The sequence below is a fragment of the Limnobacter olei genome (assembly GCF_029087225.1).
Lineage (GTDB): Bacteria > Pseudomonadota > Gammaproteobacteria > Burkholderiales > Burkholderiaceae_B > Limnobacter > Limnobacter olei.
Map to the genome: position 1 here is coordinate 52,144 of NZ_JARFJD010000013.1, position 18,671 is coordinate 70,814.

The 18,671-nt window shown below is 52.9% G+C and carries 16 protein-coding genes and 1 tRNA gene; 5 read left to right on the top strand and 12 right to left on the bottom strand.

Annotation, left to right across the window (positions count from 1 at the left end; translation table 11 throughout):
- Positions 1-83: 83 nt before the first annotated feature.
- The gene (locus PY990_RS09310; protein ID WP_275271370.1) at positions 84-1,451 is read right to left on the bottom strand and encodes a YihY family inner membrane protein; all 1,368 of its coding nucleotides are present in this window, start codon (positions 1,449-1,451) and stop codon (positions 84-86) included.
- A gap of 50 nt (positions 1,452-1,501) precedes the next feature.
- On the opposite strand from PY990_RS09310, the gene wrbA reads away from it, so the two are divergent.
- From wrbA to PY990_RS09325, 3 genes are read left to right on the top strand one after another with little or no spacing between them, the layout of a single operon-like run.
- Positions 1,502-2,107, top strand: a complete 606-nt coding sequence (gene wrbA / locus PY990_RS09315) for an NAD(P)H:quinone oxidoreductase (protein ID WP_275271371.1) — start codon at positions 1,502-1,504, stop codon at positions 2,105-2,107.
- Positions 2,107-2,490, top strand: a complete 384-nt coding sequence (locus PY990_RS09320; protein WP_275271372.1) for a DUF2069 domain-containing protein — start codon at positions 2,107-2,109, stop codon at positions 2,488-2,490. Before wrbA ends, PY990_RS09320 begins: the two co-directional genes overlap by 1 nt.
- Positions 2,491-2,494: 4 nt before the next feature.
- Positions 2,495-3,925 (top strand): FAD-binding oxidoreductase, encoded by a 1,431-nt coding sequence (locus PY990_RS09325; RefSeq protein WP_275271373.1) that lies wholly within the window; start codon positions 2,495-2,497, stop codon positions 3,923-3,925.
- A 7-nt stretch (positions 3,926-3,932) separates the two neighbouring features.
- Here the strand turns inward: PY990_RS09325 and dusA are convergent, their stop codons facing one another.
- From dusA to PY990_RS09380, 11 genes are all read right to left on the bottom strand, one after another.
- Positions 3,933-4,910: a tRNA dihydrouridine(20/20a) synthase DusA gene (gene dusA, locus PY990_RS09330; RefSeq protein ID WP_275271374.1), complete on the bottom strand. Its 978-nt coding sequence runs from the start codon at positions 4,908-4,910 to the stop codon at positions 3,933-3,935.
- A gap of 77 nt (positions 4,911-4,987) precedes the next feature.
- On the bottom strand, positions 4,988-6,808 hold the full coding sequence (gene typA / locus PY990_RS09335) for a translational GTPase TypA (RefSeq protein ID WP_171099657.1): 1,821 nt from the start codon (positions 6,806-6,808) through the stop codon (positions 4,988-4,990).
- Positions 6,805-7,839, bottom strand: a complete 1,035-nt coding sequence (gene truB / locus PY990_RS09340) for a tRNA pseudouridine(55) synthase TruB (RefSeq protein ID WP_413789518.1) — start codon at positions 7,837-7,839, stop codon at positions 6,805-6,807. The genes typA and truB overlap by 4 nt, the downstream gene beginning before the upstream one ends.
- On the bottom strand, positions 7,811-8,215 hold the full coding sequence (gene rbfA / locus PY990_RS09345) for a 30S ribosome-binding factor RbfA (RefSeq protein WP_275271376.1): 405 nt from the start codon (positions 8,213-8,215) through the stop codon (positions 7,811-7,813). Before rbfA ends, truB begins: the two co-directional genes overlap by 29 nt.
- 27 nt (positions 8,216-8,242) lie before the next feature.
- Complete coding sequence (gene infB, locus PY990_RS09350) at positions 8,243-11,074, bottom strand: translation initiation factor IF-2 (protein ID WP_275271377.1); 2,832 nt, start codon at positions 11,072-11,074, stop codon at positions 8,243-8,245.
- 72 nt (positions 11,075-11,146) lie between these two features.
- Positions 11,147-12,616, bottom strand: coding sequence for a transcription termination factor NusA (gene nusA, locus PY990_RS09355; RefSeq protein WP_105029429.1), 1,470 nt, complete (start codon positions 12,614-12,616; stop codon positions 11,147-11,149).
- A 10-nt stretch (positions 12,617-12,626) separates the two neighbouring features.
- Positions 12,627-13,130, bottom strand: coding sequence for a ribosome maturation factor RimP (rimP, locus tag PY990_RS09360; RefSeq protein WP_275271378.1), 504 nt, complete (start codon positions 13,128-13,130; stop codon positions 12,627-12,629).
- A 202-nt stretch (positions 13,131-13,332) separates the two neighbouring features.
- Positions 13,333-14,703 carry a 23S rRNA pseudouridine(2605) synthase RluB gene (gene rluB / locus PY990_RS09365; RefSeq protein ID WP_275271379.1) on the bottom strand — a complete coding sequence of 457 codons (1,371 nt, stop codon included), beginning with the start codon at positions 14,701-14,703 and terminating at the stop codon, positions 13,333-13,335.
- On the bottom strand, positions 14,675-15,289 hold the full coding sequence (scpB, locus tag PY990_RS09370) for an SMC-Scp complex subunit ScpB (RefSeq protein WP_105029431.1): 615 nt from the start codon (positions 15,287-15,289) through the stop codon (positions 14,675-14,677). The genes rluB and scpB overlap by 29 nt, the downstream gene beginning before the upstream one ends.
- A 461-nt stretch (positions 15,290-15,750) precedes the next feature.
- Complete coding sequence (locus tag PY990_RS09375) at positions 15,751-15,966, bottom strand: DUF1289 domain-containing protein (protein ID WP_229544902.1); 216 nt, start codon at positions 15,964-15,966, stop codon at positions 15,751-15,753.
- A gap of 9 nt (positions 15,967-15,975) precedes the next feature.
- Positions 15,976-16,470: a DUF4442 domain-containing protein gene (locus PY990_RS09380; protein ID WP_275271380.1), complete on the bottom strand. Its 495-nt coding sequence runs from the start codon at positions 16,468-16,470 to the stop codon at positions 15,976-15,978.
- 127 nt (positions 16,471-16,597) lie between these two features.
- Between PY990_RS09380 and PY990_RS09385 the strand changes: the two genes are divergently transcribed.
- Together PY990_RS09385 and PY990_RS09390 are read left to right on the top strand one after the other, a co-directional pair.
- Positions 16,598-16,674 (top strand) — tRNA-Met (locus PY990_RS09385).
- A 724-nt stretch (positions 16,675-17,398) separates the two neighbouring features.
- Positions 17,399-18,460, top strand: a complete 1,062-nt coding sequence (locus PY990_RS09390) for a hypothetical protein (RefSeq protein ID WP_275271381.1) — start codon at positions 17,399-17,401, stop codon at positions 18,458-18,460.
- Positions 18,461-18,671: the final 211 nt, after the last annotated feature.

Consider the following 18,671-nt stretch of genomic DNA (forward strand, 5'->3'; position numbering starts at 1 on the left):
CTTCTTTTGTTGATATGGACACTCTTTTTTCACAAAAAGTTCAAATCCAACGCCAGAGAGTGATTCCCGTTGACATCACTCGCTTAACAAGGGGTTAACTCAAGCCATTGAGACAAGCGGGGGCGCCGAATGAACTCCTCCTGAAACTCGGTCAGCCTCGCGGTGGACTGAGGCAAGCGAGTAGCCCATTCCGAGGTCAGTGAGGGATCGTACCAAAGCGCTTTTGCCACCACTTCGGCGCTGATATTGGCGGGGTCGCAAATCAGGGCAAAGCGATCATCACCCCGCACAATCGCCAGAAGACCGATCACTCCATGGTCAATCAACAAGCTCAGGATCTCGTCCAGTTGGTCGGGCGGCACCTTGGCAAACACCCGCAACTCTTCCATGGTCATGCCCGGCTTTTCCTGCTGCCGCGACTTTTCCAGTTCAACCAAAACACTCAAACCTTGCAACCACCTTTCACCGGGGCGGTTACTAGGGTTCCAATAACCAGTGCGGGCCACAGGCAAAGCCGCAACGGTGCTGGCCCCCAGCAACACAATAATCCAACTCACGTAAATCCAGAGCAAAAAGATTGGAAATGCCGCCAAAGCGCCATACAAAGCCGTGTAACTTGGAAAATGCGTGATGTAAGCCGCAAACGCCCGCTTGGAGATTTCAAACAAAACCGCAGCCAGCACCCCGCCCACCAAGGCGTCTTTCCAATGCACAGCCCTATTCGGAACAATGCGATAAATAAAGGCAAAAGCCAGCACCGTCAAAGTCAGCGGTATCAGATTAAGGGCGGGAAACATGCCGCCCAACACAGGGTTCACACCCGCCATGGTTTCACCGATCAGTGCAGTGGATACGCTGATGCTCAGCCCGATCAGCACTGGTGCCAGCGACAAGACCGCCCAATACAACACCACCTTGTTCATGATCGAACGTTGACGCTTCACGTTCCAGATTTGATTGAAAACCCTATCCACTGTGAACATGGTGGTTAATGCAGTAATCACCAGAAACACAATACCAATTGCGGTCAGCCCCTTGGCTTTGTCAGAAAACTGGGTGACGTAAGTCAAAATGGTTTCAGACAAGGTTTCGGGAAAAAAACTGTCGATCAAATAGCCTTGAAGCGATAACTGCAACCGATCAAACATCGGAAATGCCGTGAATATTGCCAATACCACCGTGGCCAATGGCACCAAGGAAAGCACCGTGGTAAAGGTAAGGCTGGCAGCAACCTGCGGCAAGCGCTGCTCGCTGATGCGCTGGCTCACCAAGCGTGTAAATGCGATCCACCAGCGCAAATTCAGCGGCGACAGCTCAACATCAGCCACACTGAATGCACGGCGAGCACCGCGCATAAAGCGTGCGCGGCGTGTTTGACTCTCTTCGGTCGATTTGCCGATGGCTTTGAAACTCTTGGTCTCAGTTGTTTCGGAAGGTGCGGCTGAACTCATGCGCTTCGATACAATAGGGTTTCCAACAGTCCCCATGATAACCCCTAAGCATGATTGAAGTATTGGTCTTGTATTACAGCCGCCATGGCGCAACTGCGCAGTTGGCCCGCGAAATTGCACAGGGCGTAGACTCCGTGAAAGGTGTTTCGGCAAGAATTCGAACAGTACCCGCGGTATCTGCGAACACAGAAGCCACTGAATCCGACATTCCCGAACAGGGCCCACCCTATGCAGAGCCGGCTGACTTGAAAGAATGCGCTGGCCTTGCCATGGGCTCACCGACACGGTTTGGCAACATGGCCGCCCCCATGAAGTATTTTCTGGATGGTACGGTTGGAACCTGGCTGGCTGGCGATTTGATCAACAAACCCTTTTGCGTGTTTACCAGCACTGGCAGTTTGCATGGTGGGCAGGAAACCACGCTGACCAGCATGGCTTTGCCCTTGATACACCATGGCATGCTTTGGCTGGGCATTCCCTATTCCGAGCAAGCTTTGAATGACACCCGCACTGGCGGCACGCCCTATGGCGTGACCCATTGGGCGGGTGGACAAGGCCAGCACCCAATTTCTGAACATGAAAAAACGCTGGCACGCGTGCAAGGCGCGCGCCTTGCCAAAGCAGCACTGGCACTACAACACATGGATAAATCTTGATGAGCAGCACCTCTGAAGTTGATTCGACCCGCAAGAAAGCCTACTGGGCAACTGTCAGCAGCCTGTTGGCATTAATTGCCCTGTGCGTGGCTTGGGAGCTTTTCGTTGCACCCATTCGCCCCGGCGGCAGCTGGCTTGTGCTGAAGGTTTTGCCTTTGCTGCTGGTGGTGCCCGGCATATTCAAACAACGCGTGCGAACCTACCAAGCCACATCACTGCTGCTGTGGCTATACTTTGCAGAAGGTGCCACACGCGCAACTTCTGACCCGGCGCTGGCCTCGCAGTTAATGGCAGGGCTGGAAGTGCTTTTGACCATCGTGCTTTTTGCCAGCGTCAGCGTGTTTGCCCGTACCTACAAAGTACCTAAAACCAAGGTTGCTTGAACGCATGAATGAATTTCTTGAACAATTGCGCAAACAGGTTCCAGGGCTGCTGATTAATACTGAGGCAGCCTACATTGCCCAAACCTGTACCGACTGGCGCAAACGCTACTGCACCACTGCGCTGGCTGTTCTGGAACCCATGAATACACGACAGGTACAGGCGATTGTAAAAACATGCGATGCATTCAATGTGGCCATCTCAACCCAAGGCGGCAACACTGGCCTAGTGGGTGGTGCGGTGCCCGTGGCACATAACAACGCGGAAAAACGACCTCATGTGATTCTTAAAACAGGACGCATTCGCGAGGTACTCAAGCTGGATGAAAGCAACCTGACCCTGACCGCAAGTGCAGGTTACACACTGCACGAAATACAGGAGTACGCAGAGGCACACGGCTTTCTGTTTCCCTTGAGCCTGGCCTCTGAAGGCACATGCACCCTGGGCGGCAACCTGGCCAGCAATGCAGGGGGCGTGGCGGTGCTGCGTTATGGCAATACACGTGAATTGTGCCTTGGGCTGGAGTATGTGAATGCACAGGGCGAGTTGTGCGGCGACTTGCGGGGACTTCGCAAAAACAACACTGGCTATGATCTGCGCCATTTGTTGATTGGCTCGGAAGGTACTCTGGGAATTGTAATCACTGCCTGCATGAAGGTGTACCCTGCCCCCAAAAGCCGCTGCGTAGCGTGGCTGAATGTGGACAACATTCAAACTGCTGTGGACGCATTGGGCTTCATACAAAGCCGCTTGTTTGGTGAACTCAGCAGCTACGAATGGATGAACGCCAATGCAATTGATGTGGTTCAAAGCCATTTTCCTGCCCGTGCGCCAACCTGCCCAGGCGCAGTAGACCATGTGCTGGCCGAATTTACCTCACTGGGTTCCGAAACAGCCTTGCGTGAACAAGTTACCAGAACACTCGAGACGATGTTGGAAGAGCTACCCGGAGTACGCAATATCGCAATCGCCCAAAGCGGGCGAGACATTGAAACCTTTTGGGCCTTGCGAGAAAACATATCCGAGGCACAAGCCAAAGCGGGTTTGAATGTGAAACATGATGTGGCGTGTGCGGTGTCGCAGCTGCCGACATTCCACGACATGGCCCTGAATGACATTGCGGAGCATGGTGTCGATGTTCAGCCAGTGCTGTTTGGCCATTTGGGCGATGGCAACCTGCACTTCAATTTGTCAGCCCCAACAGGCAGCGACTCTGCAGAATTTCTGAAACAACACCAAACTTTGCTCAACAATTTGGTGCACGACGCGATTCTGCGGTGCGGCGGCACCGTATCGGCTGAACATGGCATTGGGCAGTTGAAAGCCGAACTACTGCGAGATATTACGAGTGCCAGCAACTATGCTGCATTCAAGGCCATCAAACAGGCCATGGATCCTAAAAACCTGCTGAACCCCGGCAAGCTGGTTTTGCTGTAATGCCGGCTCAGGCTGCGTGCTTGAGCATTTTCGCCAGCGCATCTTCAACCACCTGCCAGCTGTTGGCCTTCAGCAGTGTTGAATCGGACAACACCTGACGGTAAAGCCTTCCACCTGCTTGGCCGTGAAACAGACCCAACCAGGATTTCGTAATGCTTCGGATGCTTTCACCTTTTCGCAACTCCTGCTCAGCATAAGCGCGCAATTCATCAATAACATCCAAACGGGTTTTTGGTTTGATCGGTTGGTCGATGATTTCGTCAAACCCGGCCAATAGCCACGGGTTGGAATAGGCCTCTCGACCAATCATGCAACCGTCGGCCCATTCCAAGTGGGTTTGAATCGACTCGAGGGTTGTAATTCCCCCGTTCAGAATGATTTGAAGGTGCGGGAAATGTTGTTTCAGGCGTTTTACCACCTCGTAACGCAACGGAGGAATGTCGCGGTTCTCCTTTGGTGACAGGCCTTTCAGCACCGCATTGCGCGCATGCACAATGAAGGTATTACAACCCGCTTCACTCACCTTGCCCACAAAGTCATACAGTATGGTTTCGCTTTCATCGTAATCAAGCCCAATCCTGTGCTTCACAGTCACATCGATCGAGCAGGCATCCCGCATGGCTTTCACGCAGTCGGCCACCAAGTCGGGTTCCGCCATCAGGCAAGCGCCAAACGATCCCTTTTGGACACGCTCCGAAGGACAACCCACATTCATGTTCAATTCGTCGTAACCGGCTTCTTCAATCCATTTCGCGCATTGCGCCATATGAACAGGATCGCTTCCGCCGATCTGAAACGCAACCGGATGCTCTTCTTCGTTGAAAGCGAGAAAACGTTTTCTGTCGCCAAACACAAGCGCACCCGTGGTGATCATTTCGGTGTAAAGCCAGGTGTGCTGGCTGATCGCACGGTGAAACCGACGGCAATGCCGATCGGTCCAGTCGATCATGGGGGCAACAGAGAGAATTCTGGGTTTGAATGTCATGGTCTGGATTCTACAAACAAAAAGGGCGAGGCCAAAGCCACGCCCCTTTTGAATCTGGCCTTTCAGCCAAACAAAACTTATGCTGCGTCGCGGCTTGCGCGCTTGCGCTCATGTTCTTTCAGGAAGCGCTTGCGAATGCGAATGTTCTTGGGAGTAATTTCTACCAATTCGTCTTCTGCAATAAACTCCACCGCGTATTCCAGGTTCATCTGAATCGGCGGTACCAGGCGAACGGCCTCGTCAGTACCCGATGAACGAACGTTGGTCAGTTGCTTGCCCTTGATCGGATTCACAACCAAGTCGTTGTCCCGGCTGTGAATACCAATCACCATACCTTCATACAGGGCCTCGCCCGGGGACACAAACATGCGGCCACGGTCTTGCAGTTTCCACAAAGCATAGGCCACCGCATCGCCATCGTCTTGAGAAATCAGCACGCCATTGTGGCGCTCGGCTGAACCGCCTTCACGCACGGGTGCATATTCGTCGAACACATGGCTAATCAGGCCGGTACCGCGTGTCAGGGTCATGAAGTCGCCCTGGAAACCAATCAGGCCGCGAGCCGGAATTTTGTATTCCAGACGAACCCGGCCTTTGCCATCGGGAGACATGTCGAGCAAATCACCCTTGCGGCGACCCAATTCCTCCATCACGCCGCCCTGGTGTGAGTCTTCCACATCCACGGTCAACATTTCGTAGGGCTCGCATTTCACGCCATCAATTTCCTTGAACACCACGCGTGGGCGGGAAACAGCCAATTCATAGCCTTCACGACGCATGTTTTCCAGCAAAATGGTCAAGTGCAATTCACCACGACCCGACACTTCAAACACGGTATCGTCGTCGGTGTCTTTCACACGCAGAGCCACGTTGGCCTTCAATTCACGCTGCAAGCGGTCACGCAACTGCCGGCTGGTTACAAACTTGCCTTCACGGCCAGCCAATGGCGAGGTGTTCACCATGAAGTTCATGGTCAATGTGGGCTCGTCAATTGCCGGAATTTCCAGGCCTTCCACTGCGTCAGTGGCGCAAATGGTGGTACCGATGCCGATTTCCTCGATGCCGTTGATCAGGCAAATGTCACCAGCCTGAGCTTGTTCTTCCTGAACACGTTCCAGACCGCGGAATTTGAGAACCTGGTTAATTCGACCATTGAATGGTGTGCCGTCTGGCCCGTTAACACAAGTAACCTGTTGACCCACACGCACGGTTCCGCGCTTGATTCGGCCAATGCCGATCTTGCCCACGTAGCTGTTGTAGTCAAGCGAGGTGATCTGAAACTGCAATGGACCATTGGGGTCATCATCACGCACAGGTACATACTTCAAAATGGCTTCAAACAATGGGCGCATGGTGCCCTCACGCACATCGGGTGTGTCGCCTGCATAGCCGTTCAAACCGGATGCATACACAATCGGGAAGTCCAGTTGCTCGTCGGTTGCACCCAGTTTGTCGAACAAGTCGAAAGTTTGGTCAATCACCCATTCAACGCGCGCACCTGGGCGGTCTACCTTGTTCACCACCACGATAGGCTTCAAACCCAGGGCCAAAGCCTTGCGGGTAACAAAACGTGTTTGGGGCATCGGGCCTTCAACGGCGTCCACCAACAGCAAAACCGAGTCAACCATCGACAACACGCGCTCCACTTCACCACCGAAATCGGCGTGTCCTGGGGTGTCAACAATGTTAATGTGGGTGCCTTCATATTCAACCGCGCAGTTCTTGGCCAGAATCGTGATGCCACGTTCTTTTTCAATGTCGTTGCTGTCCATCACGCGTTCTTCGAGCTTTTCGTTCTCGCGGAAGGTGCCGGATTGGCGAAGAAGTTGGTCTACCAATGTGGTTTTGCCGTGGTCCACGTGGGCGATAATTGCAACGTTACGTAATGCGCGTGTCATAGATTTACCTGAATCAATCTGTCGGGTCGAAGCAAGGCGCCCTTCCCATCCGTTTCTAAAATGCCTGTTCCCATGAATCGGGAATTGCCTTTGAAGGCTGTATTGCTAACTTCGGTGTTCACATCCTGTGCAGACGTTTCTCCGTACACCCGCACTCGCCCTGGCTTGGCATCAACCAGGCTCAGTGGCAACCGTTGCCCGTGCGAAAACCGCCGCGCAAACTCATTGTTCAATTCGACTTTGCCCAAGCTGCCCAAAAGGGCATCTACCGGGAAAAGCACCGCATCCAAAGCGTCAAAGGGGGTTTCCGATTCACCAAGCACCTTAAGTGCATCCAGGGTGTACGCACGTTCCACTTTCAAGTCACCAATTGCCGTTCTGCGCAATTCCGTGAGATAGCCCGCTGTGCCCAAGGCCTTGGCGATGTCTTCGCCCAAGGTGCGCACATAGGTGCCTTTGCTGCAATTCGCTTCCAGTTCAATGGTGCAACTGCTTTCACCATGGATTGTATTGTGCTCGACTTTCATGACATCCAATTGATGGATCAAAAGGGTCCGAGCGGGTCTGTCCAATTCAATGCCTTCGCGAGCATACTCGTACAAAGGCTTGCCGTCTTTCTTTAATGCAGAAAACATGGGTGGCGTCTGTTGAATTTCACCAACAAACTGCGCGCACACTTGTTTTACCTCATCCAAGTTGATGCTTTCAAGGGCGCGGGTACTGACTTTCGTCAATTCTCCCTCGGCGTCACCCGTGTTGCTTGAAAACCCAAGCCGCACCTTGGTGCGATAGGTTTTGCTGGCATCGATTAGATCTGCTGCAAACTTGGTGGCCTCACCGAACATCAATGGCAGCAAACCGCTTGCGAGCGGGTCTAGCGTGCCGGTGTGACCGGTTTTTTCAGCTCTGTACAAGCGCTTTACAATTTGCAGGGCTTGATTGGACGAGAAACCAGTTGATTTATCGAACAACAGCACACCCGACAAGGCACGCTTTTGTTTCTTAGTCTCCGCCACCGTCGCCACCACCATCCGAATTCGTGGCACCACCGCCCTCGCCTTTCAGCGCCCGGTCGATGATTTGAGACATTTCAGCCCCACGCTCCACCGATTGGTCGTGTTTGAAACGCAAGGTAGGCACAGTGTGAATGTGCAGCTTCTTGAAAATCAAATTGCGCAAATAACCCGAAGAATCATTCAATGCTTCTTCAGTGGTTTCAGCTGAACCAGTCAACACCGAGAAATACACGGTTGCGTAGGCGTAATCGGGCGTCAGTTCCACATCAGTGATTGTGACAAACCCAAGCCGTGGGTCTCTCAACTCACGGGGAATCAGCTCAGCCAGGTCTTTCTGGATTTGCTCGGCAACCCGAATACCTCTGGCTGGTGCTTTTTTCTTGTGACGCATACTTTCCTTTTCAAACCCGGGCAGCAATTACAGCTGTGTACGGGCCACTTCCTTCACTTCAAATGCTTCCAGAATGTCGCCAACCTGGATGTCGTCGTAGTTGTGCAGTTGCAAGCCACACTCAAAGTTCTGACGCACTTCTTTGGCGTCGTCTTTGAATCGCTTGAGCGAGGCCAACTGACCTGTCCACACCACCACGTTGTCGCGCAACAAGCGAACGCCAGCACCGCGACGAATAACACCATCTGTCACCATACAACCAGCGACAGAACCCACTTTGGAGATCTTGTACACTTCGCGGATTTCCACGTTACCGATGATTTCCTCTTTCTTGTCGGGCGTCAGCATGCCGGTCATGGCGGCCTTAATCTCGTCTACTGCGTCATAAATGATGTTGTAGTAGCGAATATCGACACCGTTGTTCTCGGCTGTTTTACGGGCACCTTGATCGGCACGCACGTTAAAGCCGATGATGACTGCTTTGGAGGCCACTGCGAGGTTGACGTCTGATTCGCTGATGCCACCCACTGCCGCGTGCACCACTTGCACCTTGACTTCGTCGGTTGACAGTTTTTGCAGGGCGTGTGACAGCGCTTCTTGTGAACCCTGTACATCGGCCTTCAAAATCACAGCCAGGCTCTTAACTTCGCCCTCGGCCATTTGCTCGAACATGTTTTCAAGCTTGGCGGCTTGTTGCTTGGCCAGCTTCACGTCGCGGAACTTGCCCTGACGGAACAAGGCAATTTCACGGGCCTTGCGTTCGTCTGGCAACACAATCACTTCTTCGCCTGCCGCAGGTACATCGCTCAAACCCTGAATTTCTACAGGGATGGACGGGCCGGCGGAATCAATAGAACGACCGTTTTCGTCAACCATGGCACGTACTCGGCCAAATGCAGAACCTGCCAGCACCACGTCGCCTTTCTTCAAGGTACCGCTTTGAACCAACACGGTGGCCACTGGGCCCCGGCCCTTGTCCAGTCGGGATTCAACGACCAGACCTTTGGCCGGCGCATCAACCTGGGCTTTCAGTTCCATCACTTCGGCTTGCAACAACACTTGTTCCAGCAAGTCGTCAATGCCCTTGCCGGTTTTCGCAGACACAGGAACCATGGGTGAATCGCCGCCGTATTCCTCAGGGACCACAGAGTGTGTGATCAATTCCTGCTTCACACGCTCTGGGTTGGCATCGGGCTTGTCGATTTTGTTGATAGCCACAACCAAAGGCACATTGGCTGCCTTGGCATGGTGAATCGCTTCAATGGTTTGGGGCATCACGCCGTCATCGGCGGATACGACCAGAATCACAATGTCGGTTGCCTTGGCACCACGGGCACGCATGGCAGTAAACGCCTCGTGACCTGGGGTATCCAGGAAGGTGATCATGCCGCGTTCCGTTTCAACGTGGTAAGCACCAATGTGCTGCGTAATGCCGCCAGCTTCACCAGAGGCCACTTTTGCACTGCGAATGTAGTCAAGCAGTGAAGTTTTACCGTGGTCAACGTGACCCATCACGGTAACGACTGGCGCGCGCGGCACTGAAGGCGCCTCGGAATGCGCAACGCCTGCCTCTTCGATCATGGCTTCAGGATCGTCGAGCTTGGCTGCAATGGCCTTGTGACCCAATTCTTCAGTCACAATCATGGCGGTGTCTTGGTCGAGCACCTGGTTGATGGTCACCATTTGGCCCATCTTCATCAAACACTTGATTACCTCAGCAGCCTTCACCGACATTTTATGCGCCAGGTCGGCCACAGTAATAGTTTCTGGCACGTGAACATCGCGAACCACAGGTTCAGTGGGCTGATTGAAGTTGCTTTGTTCTTGACTGTGGCGGTTGTTTTTGCCCTTGGGGCCCTTCCAGCCACCAGCGCCTGTGCGGCCAACACCGGTTTCACCACGTGTTTTCAAACCACCACGGCGGCGGCCTGGTTCTTCCTTTGCACCCGCAGCGCGAACACCTTTGCGACCACGCTCGGCAGCTGAATCCTCTTCAGTGACAGCAACAATGGCTTTCTCAGGCTTCTTGATTGTCGCGGCCGGCTTGGGAGGCTCAACCGGCTCCTCAGCCTTCATGACTTTGGATGGCTGGGACATCATGCGGTTAATTGCCGCAACCTCAGCTTCTGCCGCCTTGCGTGCACGCTCTTGATTCGCGCTGGCTTTTGCTGCGTCCTCAGCGGCCTTTTTGGCCTTTTGCTCGGCCTTCAACGCATCGGCAGCACGCTGTTCGCGAGCCTTCGCTTCTTGGGCACGTGCGGCTTGCGCGGCTTCATCTTTAACGTCAGTTTCTTCTTCAGCCTTGGCAGGCTCGGCGCTTTCGGCCTTGGCTTGTTCCACAGCTTCGTGAGCAAGGCGCTCTTCTTCGGCACGCTGACGCGCTTCTTCCTGAAGCTTCAGTTCGCGCTCGCGCTCTTGCTCAAGCTTGGCTTGTTTTTCTTTCAGTTCTGCTTCCTGGCGTGCCTTCAACTCGGCCTGGCGCTGGGCTTCAGCGTCGCGGCGGGCTTGTTCTGCGGGTTCAAGCTGAGCTTCCATGACTGGCTCGCTTTCACCTGCTTTCTCGGCACGCTGAACGAACACACGCTTCTTGCGCACTTCAACCTGCACTGTGCGCGCGCGGCCGCCAGGGCCAGCCTGTTTGATTTCACTGGTCTGCTTGCGGGTGAGGGTAATTTTCTTCTGACCGCTTTCAGATCCGTGCGCCTTTCTCAGGCTTTCCAAAAGCTTTCCCTTGTCCGCTTCAGTAACTGCATCTGCCTCAGAATTTTTGCTCACGCCAGCAGACTTCAACTGCTCCAAAAGAACATCGGCGGGCATTTTCAACTCTGCTGCAAACTGTGCGACTGTGGTACTGGTCATCTACTATTCCTTCAAATTCCCTTGCTGACCGGGCCGAGTGGCCCGATTCGACTCTACTCAATGCGGTTTGTATTATTCAAACCAGTGTGCTCGCGCTTTCATAATGATGTCGCGGGCACGATCTTCTTCAATTCCTGCAATTTCAACCAATTCATCGACTGCCAATTCGGCCAAACCTTCACGGTCAGAAATTTCAGCGGCTGCCAATTTGCCAACCAGATCGGCATCCACACCTTCGATGGACATCAAATCGCCCGCACCCTCAACCATTTCTTCACGGGCAATTGCCTCGGTCAACAATGCATTGCGGGCACGGGTTCTCAGTTCTTCGACAGTGTCTGCGTCAAATGCTTCAATTTCCTGCATTTCAGCGATGGGTACGTAGGCCACTTCTTCAAGACCGGTGAAGCCTTCTTCGATCAGAATGTTGGCCACTTCCTCGTCCACATCCAGCTTGCTCGTGAACAATTCACGCAACTTGCCGATTTCTTCTTCGGAACGCTTGGCCGATTCTTCGGGTGTCATGATATTGATTTGCCAGCCGGTGAGGTCGGAAGCCAAACGCACATTCTGACCGCTGCGGCCAATGGCTTGCGCCAGTTCGGCCTCGTCCACCACCACTTCCATCACATGCTGGTCTTCATCCACAACAATGGATTGAACAGTAGCAGGCGACAAGGCGCCGATTACAAATTGGGCTGGATCTTCAGACCACAACACGATGTCCACACGCTCGCCGCCCAATTCCTGGGTAACGGCCTGAACGCGAGAACCACGCACGCCCACACAAGTGCCGATTGGATCAATGCGACGGTCGTGGGCCAACACGGCGATTTTGGCGCGCATGCCAGGATCGCGGGCAGCACCCTTGATTTCAAGGTGGCCTTGCTCAATTTCAGGCACTTCCATGGCAAACAAGGCTTTAATGAACTCGGGCGAAGTGCGTGACAGAATGACTTGCTGACCACGGGCCATGCGATCAACCTTCCACAGGTAGGCACGCACGCGGTCACCCGGACGCAGGCTTTCGCGAGGAATCATTTGATCACGGGGCAAGCGGGCTTCGATACGGCCACTTTCAACAATGGCGTCACCACGCTCCATGCGCTTAACCTGACCAATCACGATTTTGTCGCCACGGTCGAGAAAGTCTTGCAAAATTTGCTCGCGCTCGGCGTCGCGAACGCGCTGTAAAATGACCTGCTTGGCTGCTTGTGCACCAATTCGGCCAAACTCAACAGGCTCAAGTTCCTCTTCGATGAAGTCGCCCATTTCGGCTTCAGCATCGTGTTTCAAGGCCTGGTCTAGAACCATTTGGTAGGCGGGGTCGTAGAAATCTTCTTCTGTGACCACTTCCCAGCGGCGGAAAGTGTCGTAGTCGCCTGTGTCGCGGTCAATGGACACGCGGACATCCACTTCTTCATCGAAGCGCTTCTTGGTTGCGGAAGCCAATGCCAATTCGAGCGCACCAAAGACGATGTCTTTGTCCACATTCTTCTCGCGCGCCAACGCATCAACTAATAAAAGCAACTCACGGCTCATTCCAGGGCTCCTAAAACTTTAGATGGGGGACCAGACGGGCACCCGCCAAATCAGTTATTTCAAAATCAAGCAAATAGGGTTCGGCATTTTTACCATCGGGAGTCACCAGAACTCCCCAGGTTTGCTCTTTGCCCTTTTGCAATACACCTTTGAACTGTTTTTGATTGTTGATGGCCCGTTTGAATTTCAGGGACACCTCTTGATCCAAAAACCGTTCGAAATCTTTTTTGCGGCGTAAAACGCGATCAACACCCGGCGAGGAAATCTCGAGCCGCTCGTAGTTGACGTTTTCGACGGTGAACAGGTGGGTAAGCTGGTGGCTGACCTTTTCGCAATCTTCAACGGTAACGCCAGTGGGTGAATCGATCATGATGCGCAACAGACCATTGCCCTCGCGCTCAATATCAGCCACTTCAAGGCCCAGAGAGGCGATCACGGCGTCGGCTTCGGTAACCCAGGATTCTGACCACACGCCAGACCATGAATTGCCAACAAATTCTTCAGGATTGATCACTTCGCCTTTCAACGTTCTTAACCTTTTATGTCTGTTCGCTTCGCTTGTTCACTTCATTTGCTTACTTAAAACCGCCTCGCCAAAAAAAAATGGGCCTGTAAGCCCACTTCATTTGAGACACCCTTTTTGGAGTGGGCGCTCAGGCAGCCTCAGAGAATAACCGAAACTGCCTTTATTTTCAAGTAATTTCCGGTGCGGAGAACTACGCGGCCGGTGCCTTCCGGCGTCTGCGCTGCTGGGGTTTCTGGGCTGCACCATTTCCACCCTCATTGCCGCGCCCAGGACCGCGCCCGGCAGAAGGACCACCAGACCGCGGACCCGCACTGCGTGGCCCTGAGGGGCGCTTACCTGTGCCAGCAAACTTTCCAGCTGGAGCTGCACCATTGCCATTGGCACCGGTTCTGTTGCCGTTTCGGTCACCACCGCCACCTCGCCGGGCTGAACCCCCGGCAGAAGACAAGTTGTTCTGGTTGCTCAAAGCGGCGGCCGCTGCTGCGCCAGACACGGTGAGGTAAGTTTGGGTTGGCGTTGTAAAGGCCAAACCCGGATCTATCAGGGGTTGACCGTTGCGACGCTTGTTGTTTTTCGAGCCAATGTTCTTTTTGTCACGGCGAATGGCGCCCTCTTGGGCAGACTCATCCACCTTCAAGCCCAAGGACTGCATATAGGACATGGCCTCAAGTGCTTCCATTTCCATGTGGCGGCCACGTTTCAAGGTGGAGGGCATCAGGATGTCGCCAAAACGTGTGCGAATCAGGCGGCTTACGGTCAGGTTACATGCCTCAAACATGCGGCGAACCTCTCGGTTGCGCCCTTCTTTCAAGCCCACTTTGTACCAGCGGTTGGCACCTTCGCCACCAGCAGCATCCACATAGAGGAACTTGGCAGGGCCGTCTTCAAGCTGAATGCCAGTGAGCAATTGCTGGCGTTGTTCTTCAGAGAGCTCACCCAGAATACGCACAGCGTACTCACGCTGCACTTCGTAACGCGGGTGCATTAAACGGTTGGCCAACTCGCCCGAGGAGGTAAACAGCAATAAGCCCTCGGTGTTGAAATCGAGGCGGCCTACAGCAATCCACTTGCCGTTTGAAATTTTCGGCAATTTCTGAAATACGGTGGTACGGCCTTGGGGGTCGTCCATGGACACAATTTCGCCGGCGGGCTTATGATAAATAAGCACCCGTGGTGGTTTGGATTTGTTTTTGCGCTGAATCAGCTTGCCATTGACACGCACCTGGTCGGTGGGCAACACACGCTGGCCCAGGTGGGCAGGTTCAGCATTGACCGAAACTCGACCTGCAACAATCAGCTCTTCCATTTCGCGACGAGAACCCATACCGGAATCGGCCAATACCTTGTGCAACTTGGGCGCCAATTCGGGGTCTAGCCGCACATTCAGCTTGCTGCGGTTCTTGCCCGCGCCTCCACCCTCTTCAGACTTCAGGCCTTCGACCTGATCCAGCACTTCGCCCCATTCCAGATCATGACTTTCGCTGTCGATGCTGACTGCCGCCTGCTCGGGAATCGGGTTGCTGTCGAGTGTTTCAGTTGCTTTGCGCTTGTTGGTTCTCATCGTTTTCCGCTGTTTCGCTGTCATCCAGATCAAATGGAATGACTTTCTGTAATTCATCAGCCAGCTGTTGGTCTTTTTCATCGTCCAGTGCTGGCAAGTCGCTTAGGCTGGCCAAATTCAGGTCAGCCAAAAACTGGGGCGTGGTTGCCCACAGTGCTGGGCGCCCCGGCGCATCGCGATGGCCGATTGACTCGATCCAGCCGCGATCCTCGAGCGCCTTCATGACCTGGGTAGACACGGTGACCCCACGAATGGACTCGATGTCGCCCCGGGTAACCGGCTGCTTGTAGGCAATAATTGCCAGGGTCTCCATGGTTGCCCTTGAGTACTTCGGGGGCTTCTCGGGATTCATTTGTTCGAGGTAACGTTTGACGTCCTCGCGGGTTTGGAAACGCCAACCCGTTTTGACTTGCACAAGTTCCAGACCCTTGTGAGTCCAATCTCGACGCAGGTCTTCCAACAAGGTGGTGACCACGGACGCATCAATTGCATCATCGAACAGGCGCATCAATTCCTTGACGGCAATGGGCTCGACCGAACACAGCAATGCTGCTTCTAATATGTTTTTAGCGCGCTGGGGATCCATCCAGGCGGACTCACTTAAAGAAATTCAGGTGTTGATAGGGAAATAGTGCCGATTGGTCCTGCAGGCCGATGTGGCTGTTGCCAGCGGGGTGCAGGGGCGCAGCGTGAAACGAGTTGCGCGACAGGCATTTTATAAACCGATGGCGCATTGTAACCACGTTATCCACCGCTCAGCAACCACTTGATCACACAATTAATTTCAAAAAAAACGGCTCACCGTGGCAAGCCGTATCTGAAAGTAACCCACGGAGGGTCGGAGACATTCATAGATTGCCGGAACAAAGTGCACCGAACATCCCCACTGTGGCTTACCCCGAGGCTTATGGAACTTATCCACACTGGGCGGGGAAAACCTTCCCTATTCGCTGTGGATAAAATTTTCAGCCTGTTGATTTTGTGCAGTTTTTGGTTGGTTGATTAAAAACTGAGCATGGGCTCTAGAGACCATCAACGCTTGCTATTTCAGCTTTCCCAGCGATAGCCAACACCCGCTTGGCGGATGCGGTTCCAGATGGCCTCTTTCTCCTCGTCGCTTTTGAACAGCCAACCATCGACTTCGTCTAGAGTGCGACCGCAGCCCATGCAAATGTCGTCTCCAAGATTGGTTGAACAAAAACCCACGCAAGGGGTATCGGCTTCTGGCCACACGGGCAGGTTGGCGTATTCAGGTTTTGACATGATGCTGCTTTAGTTGGGGTTGGGACGGTACTGCTTCTTCAGGCGAATATAGAGCACTTTGGTGACGTGTGCGACAACCGAGCCATCGGCGTGGGTGATGTCGGTCTCGAAGGTGTGCAAAACCTTTTCGCCTGTGGCCGCTTTGGCTTTGATTTCTTCCAGTGTTCGATCGTCGACTTGATATACGCCTTTGACCAAGGCGTTGCCTGGTGCAACAAAACGAATGTTGGCCTCCTGATCCCACACATGGTAGCGACTGCCCAAGCGCTTCATGAGAATGAGCATGTAAAAGGGATCGGCCATGGCGTAGAGCGAACCGCCAAACTGCGTACCCATGATGTTCTTGTTGCGACGCGTGAGTGGCATGTGCACTTCGACTTCTTCGAAATTGGCACTGATGTGATGTACATGAATGCCAGCGCCGCGCAAAGGTGCGTAAAAATTCATGGCCCTGCGCATGAATTCAGGCTTGTCAGAAAGGTTTTTCAGAAATTTTTTAAACATTTTTTACTGCGGGTTTTTCTTGTGGTTTCAGTAGGATAAAGGTTTTTGAGCCGCGGTTTAGGCGTTTGCATGCGTTTGTGCACTTGCACACAAGGTAAAAACCCGCTATAGTTTCGTTCTTACCAGACGCGGGGTGGAGCAGTCTGGCAGCTCGTCGGGCTCATAACCCGAAGGTCGTAGGTTCAAATCCTGCCCCCGCAACCAAATTTTTATCATTAAAACCAATCACTTAGCGGTGGTTGGTTTTTTTGTTTTCTGGACCGCCCACAGCGTGTGCCCAAAATGTGCCCAACTGGTGCCCAACCCCGATTTAGCCCGCCTTCCCTTTTGTGACCTTCGGTCAAACCCAATAACGGTCAACAGGGCACATCTGTAAAAATTTCCTGAATTCTCCGGTTCACATTTTTGTGCCCAATGACCGTTTGGGAAATCAACCTGAAGGTCGTGAATTTTCGAGTTATTGAAGCGAATTTTTGTTCGGAATTTTCGGAAATTCGTGACCTTCGGGATGGAATTTGACTATTACTAGGATGTGCCTAAGTTGTGCCTTGGATGTGCCTATGGGTTGGCCGAGATCATTGACCGGATTGAGGGAACGACAAAATGATTCGGGCTGATTTTGTCAATTCCAGTGCGAACCATGTATTTTTGGGCACAGAGATATGAAATTCGGCAGATGCTAGAGAACTTCACTAAAAATGCCGTATTGACCTTCGGGAAACGGTGTTGAAGCTTGGAGATTAGAGGTGATGTCGCAATGACAGGTAATCGGCCGGAGCGCACTTTGAGATTGACCGATGAAGCGTCTGAGTTACTGGCGAAAGCAGACTTCGGAATCGAGTGATATGCTTTTGAGCTGGTAACAAATGACCAGGGTTGGTTTCTCTTCAAGTTCTTATGATTCGAGTTGTACCTCGAAGGGGGCATTATGGCAGATCAAAAGAAGCTTGCGATCGTAGTTGGCGCTGGCGCCAGCAAGGAATATTTTTTGCCAATCGGAAGCGAATTAAAGGCTCAAATTAGCGGGCTTCTAGATATTCGCTTCGAGAGCCGTACAGGGAAGCAAACTGGTGATCATGTGATCATGGAGGCGCTTCGCCGAATGTGCCGCCCAAAAAATGAAGATGCTAACGAATACCTGCGTGCAGCCTGGCGGATCAGAGACTCACTGCCGCAAGCCCCATCAATAGATCAATTCATTCACACGCAGCGTGGTGATAGCCGTATTGAGACGTGCGGTAAGCTGGCGATCGTCCGCGCTATTCTACAAGCTGAGGCAAGTAGCTCGTTATATATCAGACGTGATAACGCGAGAGAAGGTTTGGACTTTAATCGTACTCAAAACACTTGGTTAGATGCTCTGTTTCGCGTAGTAATCGATGGATGTACGGCGGATGAACTTGACGAGCGATTCTCAGCGATTAGCCTCATCGTCTTTAACTACGATCGCTGCATCGAACACTATTTGTTTTATGCCCTCCGTAACTACTACAAGGTCAGCGATCAACGTGCAGCTGCGTTAATAGCGCGTATACGCATATATCATCCTTACGGATCAGTTGGAGAGTTACCTTGGCAGAATCAGTCTGAGCATGTCGATTACGGTGTGGATCCGAGTGTGGACCAACTGCTTAGATTGAAGGATGGGATAAAGACTTTCACGGAGGGCACGGATCCAGACTCATCAGACCTTGCACTCATTAGGGCGGCACTTGGATTTGCACCTAGGGTTCTCTTTCTGGGATTCGCGTATCACCAACTTAATTTAGCGCTCCTGGCGCCAAGTGCGACTAACCCAGAGGGCGGCTCTCGCCGCATTATCGGCACTGCGCTTGGCCTTTCTACAGCGGACTGCTCAGAAATTAAGTTTGAACTTAGTGATTCGTTTGCTTGCCCGTCGGAGCAAATATATCTACGGAATGACCTGACCGCAGCGGGAGTCTTCGGAGAGTACACACGGGCCTTATCCTTCCGCGGAATAGAGGTCTAACAACTCATTTGAGCCTACACGGTTCACGGCGCGGCTTAATTAAGGCGTTATTTAAAGTCTCCTTGAGTTTGGAATGAGACGTTCAAGATCCAAAACAAATTGTCCGCTACGGCCGAAATTCGGCCAATGCGGACATCAACGGTAGTCCATCCAACCATCAGCATTTTAAGAGCCATTCATCGAGCTATAACGTAAGCCCCCAGCAAACCCG